The 9353-nt window shown below is 69.9% G+C and carries 7 protein-coding genes; 5 read left to right on the plus strand and 2 right to left on the minus strand.

Annotation, left to right across the window (positions count from 1 at the left end; translation table 11 throughout):
* Window positions 1-22: 22 nt before the first annotated feature.
* Window positions 23-436, minus strand: coding sequence for an SsgA family sporulation/cell division regulator (locus tag MJ783_RS07405; RefSeq protein ID WP_239309447.1), 414 nt, complete (start codon window positions 434-436; stop codon window positions 23-25).
* Between the two features lie 472 nt (window positions 437-908).
* Between MJ783_RS07405 and uvrC the strand changes: the two genes are divergently transcribed.
* The 5 genes from uvrC to acnA all read left to right on the plus strand — a co-directional run bounded on the left by uvrC (window position 909) and on the right by acnA (window position 9118).
* Window positions 909-3095 (plus strand): excinuclease ABC subunit UvrC, encoded by a 2187-nt coding sequence (gene uvrC / locus MJ783_RS07410; protein WP_239309449.1) that lies wholly within the window; start codon window positions 909-911, stop codon window positions 3093-3095.
* The gene (gene rapZ, locus MJ783_RS07415) at window positions 3092-3964 is read left to right on the plus strand and encodes an RNase adapter RapZ (protein WP_239309451.1); all 873 of its coding nucleotides are present in this window, start codon (window positions 3092-3094) and stop codon (window positions 3962-3964) included. Before uvrC ends, rapZ begins: the two co-directional genes overlap by 4 nt.
* Window positions 3961-5028, plus strand: a complete 1068-nt coding sequence (gene yvcK, locus MJ783_RS07420; RefSeq protein ID WP_239309453.1) for a uridine diphosphate-N-acetylglucosamine-binding protein YvcK — start codon at window positions 3961-3963, stop codon at window positions 5026-5028. Before rapZ ends, yvcK begins: the two co-directional genes overlap by 4 nt.
* On the plus strand, window positions 5025-6020 hold the full coding sequence (gene whiA / locus MJ783_RS07425; RefSeq protein WP_239309455.1) for a DNA-binding protein WhiA: 996 nt from the start codon (window positions 5025-5027) through the stop codon (window positions 6018-6020). The genes yvcK and whiA overlap by 4 nt, the downstream gene beginning before the upstream one ends.
* Before the next feature lie 407 nt (window positions 6021-6427).
* The gene (gene acnA / locus MJ783_RS07430) at window positions 6428-9118 is read left to right on the plus strand and encodes an aconitate hydratase AcnA (protein WP_239309457.1); all 2691 of its coding nucleotides are present in this window, start codon (window positions 6428-6430) and stop codon (window positions 9116-9118) included.
* A 24-nt stretch (window positions 9119-9142) separates the two neighbouring features.
* On the opposite strand, the gene MJ783_RS07435 is transcribed toward acnA, so the two are convergent.
* A partial coding sequence (locus MJ783_RS07435; RefSeq protein ID WP_239309459.1) for a hypothetical protein occupies window positions 9143-9353 on the minus strand: 211 nt, incomplete at its 5' end.

Genomic DNA, 9353 nt, shown 5'->3' on the forward strand with positions numbered 1-9353 from the left:
GGCGGGAGCGGGTACGTGGAGGTCAGGTACGTAGAAGATCGGCCAGAACGGCGTCGAGTTCCTCGGCAGAACGTTCCGCGCCGCGGGGAACCACCTGTTCGGTCGCGTCGAGGAACGCCCGCGCGGCCTCGATGTCCAGCCGGACGACGGAGTGGAGTTCACGAGATGTCAGATCGAGCCGCACACAGCCGCGGTCCGGTTCCGGGGTGATCCGCACGTCACCGCCGCCGGTGGGGATGTCCAGACCGGCGCGTAGCGCGTCTCGCAGCACCACCCAGGTACCTCGCGGCAGCGCCGGATGATCGGGCCGGGAGATGAGCTCCAACGTCACGGCAAGCGGGTCGGCCCGTCGCCAGCTCACCTGCAGCACGGTCAGCCGCCCGCGGGAAGGTGCGTCATTGACGACCAACTCGGTGGTCACATCGTCCACCTGCATCCGTCGTGCCTCCTTCGTCATCCAGCGACGCTGTGCACCGCGGTATCGAGGGTGACAGCCGGTCAGGCAAGATGCCACCCGGGACACGTTAAGGGACTTGTTCGGGACCAGCCTGGACAAGGTCGACGCCAGCCTCAGGAGGCCCTCTCCGGGGATGGTGGCACGCAGGTGCCGCGGGATCAGCGCCTGTCGGACCGGTCGTCGTGGCCATCGTGGCCATCGGACGGCGAGCGCCTGACGGGCCATGGTTTGCACACCGCTCATGGTCTCCGAGCATGGACCCTGGCATCGCCGGCCGCCCCGCGCCATGACGGGTGTCCCGTCAGCTGTGAGATATGCCCAGCCATGGTCGTCACGGGGCTTTGTTCCGCCCCGGGTCATGGCCGCCCTTCAAGAGCAGGTGCCCAGCGTGATGAAATGGTTACGTGGAGGCGTTGTTCAATGGCTGTCCGGCGCGCCGTAGGCTCGGTTCATGGCTGATCCGGCGTCCTACCGTCCCGCGCCGGGATCGGTTCCGGCGACACCGGGGGTGTACCGGTTCTCCGACGAGCACGGCCGCGTGGTGTACGTGGGCAAAGCGAAGAACCTTCGCGCCAGGTTGTCAACCTACTTCACCGATATACACAACCTCCACCCCCGTACTCAGCACATGGTGACGACCGCGAGTGCGGTCGACTGGACGGTGGTGTCGACGGAGGTCGAAGCGCTTCAGCTCGAGTACACCTGGATCAAGGAGTTCGATCCTCGCTTCAATGTTCGCTACCGGGACGACAAGAGCTACCCGAGCCTCGCGGTGACGCTGCACGAGGAGTTCCCCCGGTTGCAGGTCATGCGCGGTCCCAAGCGCGCCGGCGTCCGTTACTTCGGTCCGTACCCCCACGCGTGGGCCATCCGGGAGACCCTGGATCTCCTGCTGCGTGTCTTCCCGGCCCGTACGTGCGGTGCGGGCGTGTTCAAGCGCGCGGGCCAGATGGGCCGCCCCTGCCTGCTCGGCTACATCGGCCGCTGCTCGGCACCGTGTGTGGGCCGGGTCGACGAGGCCGAGCACCGTCGCATCGTCGAGAATTTCTGCGACTTCATGTCCGGGCGGACCGACCGGTACATCCGCACGCTCGAACGCGAGATGGCGCAGGCCGCGGCGGAGCAGCGGTACGAAAGCGCCGCGCGGCTGCGGGACGACATCGGCGCCCTGCGCCAGGCCATGGAAAAACAGGCCGTGGTGCTGCCTGACGGCACCGACGCCGACGTCATCGCGTTCGCCCAGGACGATCTTGAAGCCGCCGTCCAGGTCTTCTACGTGCGTGACGGCCGGGTCCGCGGCCAGCGCGGCTGGGTGGTCGACAAGCTCGAGGAGCTGACCACGGGGGAGCTGGTCGAGCAGTTCCTCGCCCAGGAGTACCTGTCACAGGCCGCCCCCGCGGCCACTACCCCGACCGGCTCGGCCCCGACCGGCGGGCTCGCCTGTCCCGGCGCCGCCAACGAGATCCCGCGAGAGGTGCTCGTCCCGGTGCTCCCGCCGGACGCGGCTGCCGTGGCCGCGCTGCTCAGTGCCGCCCGCGGCAGCCAGGTCGACCTGCGGGTTCCTCGCCGTGGGAACAAGCGGACCCTGCTGGAGACCGTCGAGCGCAACGCGGCCCAGGCCTTCACCCTGCATCGCACGAAACGGGCCGGTGATCTGTCCGCGCGCAGCCGGGCGCTGTCGGACATCCAGGACGCGCTCGGCCTGGCCGAGCCGCCGCTGCGGATCGAGTCGTTCGACATCTCCAACCTGCGGGGCAGCAACGTCGTCGCGAGCATGGTCGTCTTCGAGGACGGGCTGCCCCGCAAGTCGGAGTACCGGCGGTTCGCCATCCGCGGGGTGGACGGGCAAGACGACGTCGCGAGCATGTACGAGACGATCAGCCGGCGGTTCAGCCGCTACCTTGCCGAGCAGGCGCGCACCGGGGACGTCGCCGGGCTGGCGAGCCCGTCCAGCACCCCGCCGGAGCCGGTCACGGACCAGCCACGGCGTTTTGCCTACCCGCCCAGCCTGGTCGTTGTCGACGGCGGCCCCCCGCAGGTCGCCGCGGCCCGCCGAGCCCTGGACACGCTCGGTATCGACAGCGGCCCCGGCGGCATCGCCCTGTGCGGGCTCGCCAAGCGGCTGGAGGAGGTGTGGCTGCCGGCTGAGGATGATCCGGTTATTCTGCCCCGCACCAGCGAGGCGTTGTACCTGTTGCAACGGATCCGGGACGAGGCGCACCGGTTCGCGATCACCTATCATCGCCAGAAGCGCTCCCAGGCCATGGTTCATTCGCTGCTCGACGACGTGCCGGGGCTCGGCGAGACACGCCGCAAAGCGCTGCTGGCGACGTTCGGCTCGCTCGCTCGGATACGCCGGGCAACGGTCGACCAGATCGCCGAGGTTCCGGGCATCGGCCGGCGGACAGCCCAGGCCGTGGTGGACGCGCTGGCCGCGGCCGGACCGGGAACCGTGGCGGCCGCCGCACCCGCGGTCGACCCGTACACGGGGGAAATTCTTGGGACTGACGGAACCGCGCCGGTGCCCCCGCCCGCGGTGTCCGCGCCCGAATCGGGGCCATCGGGAGCCGCCGCGGCCGGCACCACCACCGCTGGACCCGGTTCCGATACCACGTCAACCTGGGGTGTTCCCACATGACCTCCGCCGTGCCGCTTGACCTCGCCATCATCACCGGGCTGTCCGGAGCGGGCCGCAGCACCGCGGCCAAGTGCCTGGAGGATCTCGGCTGGTTCGTTGTTGACAACCTCCCCCCGGCGTTGCTGGCCACCATGACCGAACTCGGGCTGCGGTCACAGGGCGCGGTCAATCGCATCGCCGTGGTCGTGGACGTCCGCGGCCGGGCGTTCTTCTCCGACCTGCGCGCGACGCTGGACGCGCTCGAGGCCCGTGGCATGCATCCGCAGGTGCTCTTTCTGGAAGCCGCGGACGAGACGCTGGTCCGCAGGTTCGACCACGTCCGCCGGCCGCATCCGCTCCAGGGCGACGGGCGGGTGGTCGACGGCATCAGCCGTGAGCGCGCGCTGCTGGCGGAGCTGCGCGGCGAGTCGGACCTGGTCCTGGACACCACCGATCTCAACGTCCACGAGTTGCGGGCCAAGATTGACACCGCGTTCGGCCAGCCGAGCGGGAACCGCCTGAACGCGACGGTGGTCTCCTTCGGCTACAAGTACGGTCTGCCGCTGGACGCCGACCTGGTGGCCGACTGCCGGTTCCTGCCGAATCCGCACTGGGTGGAGGCACTGCGACCGTTCACCGGCCGTGATCCAGATGTTCGTGACTACGTTCTCGCCCAGCCAGGGGCAGCGGAGTTCATCGACCAGTACGCGGCGTTGCTGCGGCTGGTGGGGGAGGGGTACGTGCGGGAAGGTAAGCGTTATCTGACACTCGCGGTCGGGTGCACCGGTGGCAAGCACCGCAGTGTGGCCCTGGCCGAACAGCTCGCCGCGCGGCTCGCGGGCGACGGCGTCGGCGTCCGGGTCGTCCATCGTGATCTGGGGCGAGAGTGACGGGTACCGGTCCCGCGGTGGTGGCTTTCGGCGGTGGCCACGGTTTGGCCGCGTCCCTGCGGGCGTTGCGGCGCATCACCGAGCATCTCACCGCTGTCGTGACAGTAGGTGACGACGGTGGATCGTCGGGACGGCTCCGGAACGAGCTGGGAGCGCTGCCCATGGGTGATCTGCGCATGGCGCTGGCCGCGCTCGCCGGTGCCGACACCTGGTCGGCCACCTGGGCGGAGCTGTTCCAGCACCGGTTCGGTGGTCGCGGCCCGCTCGCCGGTCACGCTGTCGGTAATCTGGTGCTGACGGCGCTCGCCGAACGCCAGGGCTCCGCGGTGGCCGCGCTCGACCTTGCGGCCAGGCTGTTGGGGGCCGCCGGGCGGGTGCTGCCGCTGTCGGACGCGGGCATCGACATCGTCGCCGAGGTGGCCGGACTCGACCCGGTTCAGCCGGCCGCCGTCGTCGAGGTCCACGGCCAGGCGGAGGTGGCTACCACCGCCGGGCGGGTCCGGAGCCTGCGTCTCCAGCCCGCGACGCCCCCGGCGTGCCCACCGGCGCTGGACGCCGTCGAGCGGGCCGAGTGGGTGGTGTTCGGCCCGGGTTCGCTCTACACCAGCGTGCTGCCTCATCTGCTGGTGCCCGAGATGACCGAGCGCCTGCTCGGGTCGCCGGCTCGCCGCGTCGTGGTCCTGAACCTGGTGCCGCAGCCCGGTGAGACCGCCGGTTATCCGCCCGAGGCGCATCTGCGGGTCATCGGGAAGCATGCGCCGGGCCTCCTGTTCGATGTCGTGATCGCGGACCGTGACGCGGTCGGTGAGCCGGGTGCGCTCGCCCGTGCCGCGGCCGATCTGGGAGCGCGGTTGCACCTCGTACCGGTCGCCTACCCCGGTGAGCCGCGCCATGACCCGCGACGGCTGGCCGCCGCGTTCAAGGCGGTGTTCGCCGGCATGACCGGGGCCGGCTCCGGCGCCCGGCCAGGTCCGGCCGCGGCCGCGGCCGACAAGCTGGTTTCAGACGATGCGGTGCGCGGCGATCCCGCGGCCACCGTCTCCGCTCGTGAAGGTGAGGAATGATTCGTGTGGCCGCAATGACCGCCACCGTCAAGGACGAGCTCAGCCGGTTGCGGGTGGCGAAGCCATGTTGTCGCAGAGCGGAGATGGCCGCGTTGTTGCGCTTCGGTGGCGGGCTGCACATCGTGCGTGGCCGCATCGTCGTCGAGGCCGAACTCGACGCGGGTGCCACCGCCCGCAGGCTGCGCCGCGAGATCGCGGAGGTGTTCGGCTTCCCGTCGGGCATCGCGGTGCTCGCCGCGGGTGGGCTGCGCCGTTCGGCGCGCTACATCGTCCGGGTGGAACGTGACGGTGAGCAGCTGGCGCGGTCGACCGGGCTGCTTGACCAGCGAGGCCGACCGGTGCGGGGATTGCCGCCGCAGGTGGTGACGGGCGCGTCCTGCGACGCCGCGGCTGCGTGGCGCGGGGCGTTCCTGGCCCACGGTTCGCTGACCGAGCCGGGCCGCTCCTGCTCCTTGGAGATCACGTCGCCGGGGCCGGAGGCCGCGCTCGCGCTGGTCGGCGCGGCCCGCCGGCTCGGTGTCGCGGCCAAGAGCCGGGATGTGCGCGGGGTTGACCGGGTGGTGATCCGGGACGGTGACGCGATCAGCGTGCTGCTGACAAAAATCGGCGCGCATGACAGCCTGCTCACCTGGGAGGACCGGCGGATGCGCCGGGAGGTGCGGGCAACCGCGAACCGGCTGGCGAACTTCGACGATGCCAACCTTCGCCGTTCCGCGCGCGCGGCGGTTGCGGCCGGTGCCCGGGTCCAGGCCGCGTTGAGGATTCTGGGCGACGACGCGCCGGGGCATCTGCTCGCCGCCGGACGGCTGCGCCTGGAGCACGCCCAGGCCTCCCTGGAGGAGCTGGGCGCGCTCGCGGACCCGCCGCTGACCAAGGACGCGGTCGCCGGCCGGATCCGGCGGCTGCTTGCGCTGGCCGATAAGCGGGCGCACGCGCTCGGGCTGCCAAACACCGAGGCGAGTGTCTCGCCGGATCTCCTCGAGAACGCCTGACCGTTCCCACGTTTAGCGGATCCGGCAATAGGAGTGTCCGGCTCGCGCCGCCCGGTCGGCGCCTCGCGTCATCGCTCCCCGTCCATCGCTGTGCGATGCACGGGTACCCCGGCTCGTCGGTCGACGCCCCACACAGGGCGCCTCCCTCCGCCGCCGCGCGATCCATCCACCCGGACGCCGCTCCCTGATCGAACGTCCTATTGCCGGAGCCTCTTATTACTATCAGTTAGATGACATATCCGGTGCGCCGCCACACTTCAGGAGCCTCGCACGCGGCGACTGATCTTCTGGTATATCCTTAGCAATACTAAGTAAATAGGATATTACTGGTCCCGGGCCCAGCGAGCCGGGTAGTTCCTGGAGTGAACGCCAGGATGGTCCGCGAGGAAACGCGGCGAGGAGGAGATATGGACAGTTTCGGCAGCACGGGTCATCTCAAGGTAGGCGACCGCAGGTACACAATCCGTCGGCTGGACGCGGTTCCCGGAGCTGACCGGTTGCCCTACAGCCTGCGCGTCCTGCTGGAGAACCTGCTGCGCACCGAGGACGGCGCCAACATCACCGCCGGCCACGTCCGCGCGCTCGCGTCCTGGGACCCGGCCGCCGCGCCGAGCCAGGAGATCCAGTTCACGCCGGCCCGCGTGATCATGCAGGATTTCACCGGTGTCCCGTGCGTGGTCGACCTCGCCGCGATGCGCGAGGCCATGGCGGCGCTCGGCGGCGACCCGACAAAGATCAACCCGCTTGCGCCAGCGGAACTGGTGATCGATCATTCGATCATCGCTGACGTCTTTGGCCAGCCGGACGCCTTCGCGCGCAACACCGAGCTGGAGTTCAGCCGTAACCGTGAGCGCTACCAGTTCCTGCGGTGGGGCCAGGCCGCCTTCGACAACTTCACGGTCGTCCCCCCGAACACCGGGATCGTCCACCAGGTCAACCTGGAGCACCTCGCCCGCGTTGTCTTCACCAAGGACACCGCCGACGGGACACTCGCCTACCCCGACACGCTGGTCGGCACGGACAGCCACACCACCATGATCAATGGCCTGGGGGTGCTCGGCTGGGGCGTCGGCGGCATCGAGGCGGAAGCCGCCATGCTCGGCCAGCCGGTCAGCATGCTCATCCCGACGGTGGTCGGATTCAAGCTCACCGGAGAACTGGCAGCCGGGACCACCGCTACCGACCTCGTTCTCACGATCACCGAGATGCTGCGCAAGCACGGTGTGGTGGGCCGTTTCGTCGAGTTCTACGGCGAGGGCGTGGGCAACGTCCCGTTGGCCAACCGGGCCACGATCGGCAACATGAGCCCCGAGTACGGCTCGACCTGCGCGATCTTCCCGGTGGACGCGGAGACCCTGGCCTACCTGCGGCTGACCGGTCGGCCCAAAGAGCAGATCGACCTCGTCGAGGCCTACACCAAGGAGCAGGGCCTCTGGCACGACCCGAGTCGCGAGCCGGTCTACACGACCACCCTCACCCTCGACCTGTCCACGATCGAGCCCTCGCTGGCCGGCCCCAAGCGCCCGCAGGACCGAGTGCCGCTGCGCACCGCCAAGGCCGCGTTCCGCACCGCGCTCGCCGACTATGCCGGTCCGGCAAAGGCAGCTGCGGGTACTTCCAGTGATCTCGGCGGACGCCCGTCCAACCCGACCCCGGTGACTCTCGCGGACGGCACCAGCTTCTCCCTGGACCACGGTGCGGTCGCCATCGCGGCCATCACCTCGTGCACGAACACATCCAACCCGCAGGTGATGGTGGGGGCGGCGATCCTCGCCCGCAACGCCGTCGACCGTGGCCTGACCCGGAAGCCCTGGGTGAAGACCACCCTGGCACCGGGCTCCAAGGTCGTCATGGACTACTACGAGCGCGCCGGGCTCACGTCCTACCTGGACAAGCTCGGCTTCAACCTGGTCGGCTACGGGTGCACCACCTGCATCGGCAACTCCGGGCCGCTACCGGAGGAGATCAGCCAGGGGGTGGCCGCCGGTGACCTGGCGGTGGTCAGCGTGCTGTCCGGCAACCGCAACTTCGAGGGCCGGATCAACCCGGACGTCAAGATGAACTACCTGGCGTCCCCGCCGCTCGTCGTCGCCTACGCCCTTGCCGGCACGATGGACATCGACCTGCTCAACGACCCGCTGGGCACCGACACCGCGGGCAGCCCGGTCTACCTGCGTGACATCTGGCCGAGCGAGGTCGAGGTGGCCGCCGTGGTCAGCGACGCGATCCGCTCGGAGATGTTCACCGAGGACTACGGCGACCTCAGCGGTGACGAACGGTGGCAGTCCCTGCCGACCGGTGACGGCGGCACGGTGTCCCAGACCTTCAGCTGGGCACCTGACTCGACCTACGTCCGCCATCCTCCGTATTTCGAGGGGATGCCGGCGAAGCCGACGCCACGCCCGGACATCGTCGACGCCCGGGTGCTGGCGCTGCTCGGCGACTCGGTGACCACCGACCACATCTCGCCCGCCGGATCCATCAAGCCCGACTCGCCGGCGGGCCGGTACCTCGTCGAGCACGGGGTGGACCCGAAGGACTTCAACTCCTACGGCTCCCGACGCGGTAACCACGAGGTGATGATCCGTGGGACGTTCGCCAACATCCGGCTGCGTAACAGGCTCGCCCCCGGCACCGAGGGCGGCGTCACCCGCCACCTGCCCGACGGCGAGCAGCTGGCGATCTACGACGCGGCGCAGCGGTACGCGGCCGACGGGGTGCCGCTGGTGGTACTCGCGGGCAAAGAGTACGGCTCGGGCTCGTCACGTGACTGGGCGGCCAAGGGCACCTCGCTGCTCGGCGTCCGCGCGGTGATCGCCGAGTCGTACGAACGCATCCACCGATCCAACCTCATCGGGATGGGCGTCCTGCCGTTGCAGTTCCCGCCCGGGGAGTCCGCCGCCTCGCTCGGCCTGACCGGAGAGGAGATCTTCACCATCCGCGGGCTCGCCCAGGTCGACGAGCAGACCGCGACCCTGGTCGTGCGGGCCGGCGACAAGCGGTTCGACGCGATCGTCCGCATCGACACGCCGGGGGAGGCGGAGTACTACCGCAACGGCGGCATCCTGCCGTACGTGCTGCGTTCCCTGCTGTCCTGATACTTCCGGCGCAAACGGCAGGGATCACGGGCACGCGGCCGCCAGAGGCGTTTTCAGCGCGCAACCCGGAAGATCCCCGTTCTCTGCCGCCGGCATGTCATACGAGCGCTCGGCAATAGGGGTGTGGGTCAAGGAGCGGGGCTGGGGTGCGTGCATCGCGAGGCGGCGGAGGGAGCCACCCTGGTGTTGGGTGGCGACCGACGACAACGCGGCGAGGTGCGTGCCCCAGCCCCGC

It is taken from the genome of Protofrankia sp. Cj3, from assembly GCF_917627355.1.
GTDB lineage: Bacteria > Actinomycetota > Actinomycetes > Frankiales > Frankiaceae > Protofrankia.

Bases quoted from the DNA above. Each gene is read 5' to 3' on its own strand.
- acnA (WP_239309457.1), top strand. From the start codon at position 6,428: ATGGACAGTTTCGGCAGCACGGGTCATCTCAAGGTAGGCGACCGCAGG.
- whiA (WP_239309455.1), top strand. From the start codon at position 5,025: ATGATTCGTGTGGCCGCAATGACCGCCACCGTCAAGGACGAGCTCAGC.
- MJ783_RS07405 (WP_239309447.1), bottom strand. From the start codon at position 436: ATGCAGGTGGACGATGTGACCACCGAGTTGGTCGTCAATGACGCACCT.
- rapZ (WP_239309451.1), top strand. From the start codon at position 3,092: ATGACCTCCGCCGTGCCGCTTGACCTCGCCATCATCACCGGGCTGTCC.
- uvrC (WP_239309449.1), top strand. From the start codon at position 909: ATGGCTGATCCGGCGTCCTACCGTCCCGCGCCGGGATCGGTTCCGGCG.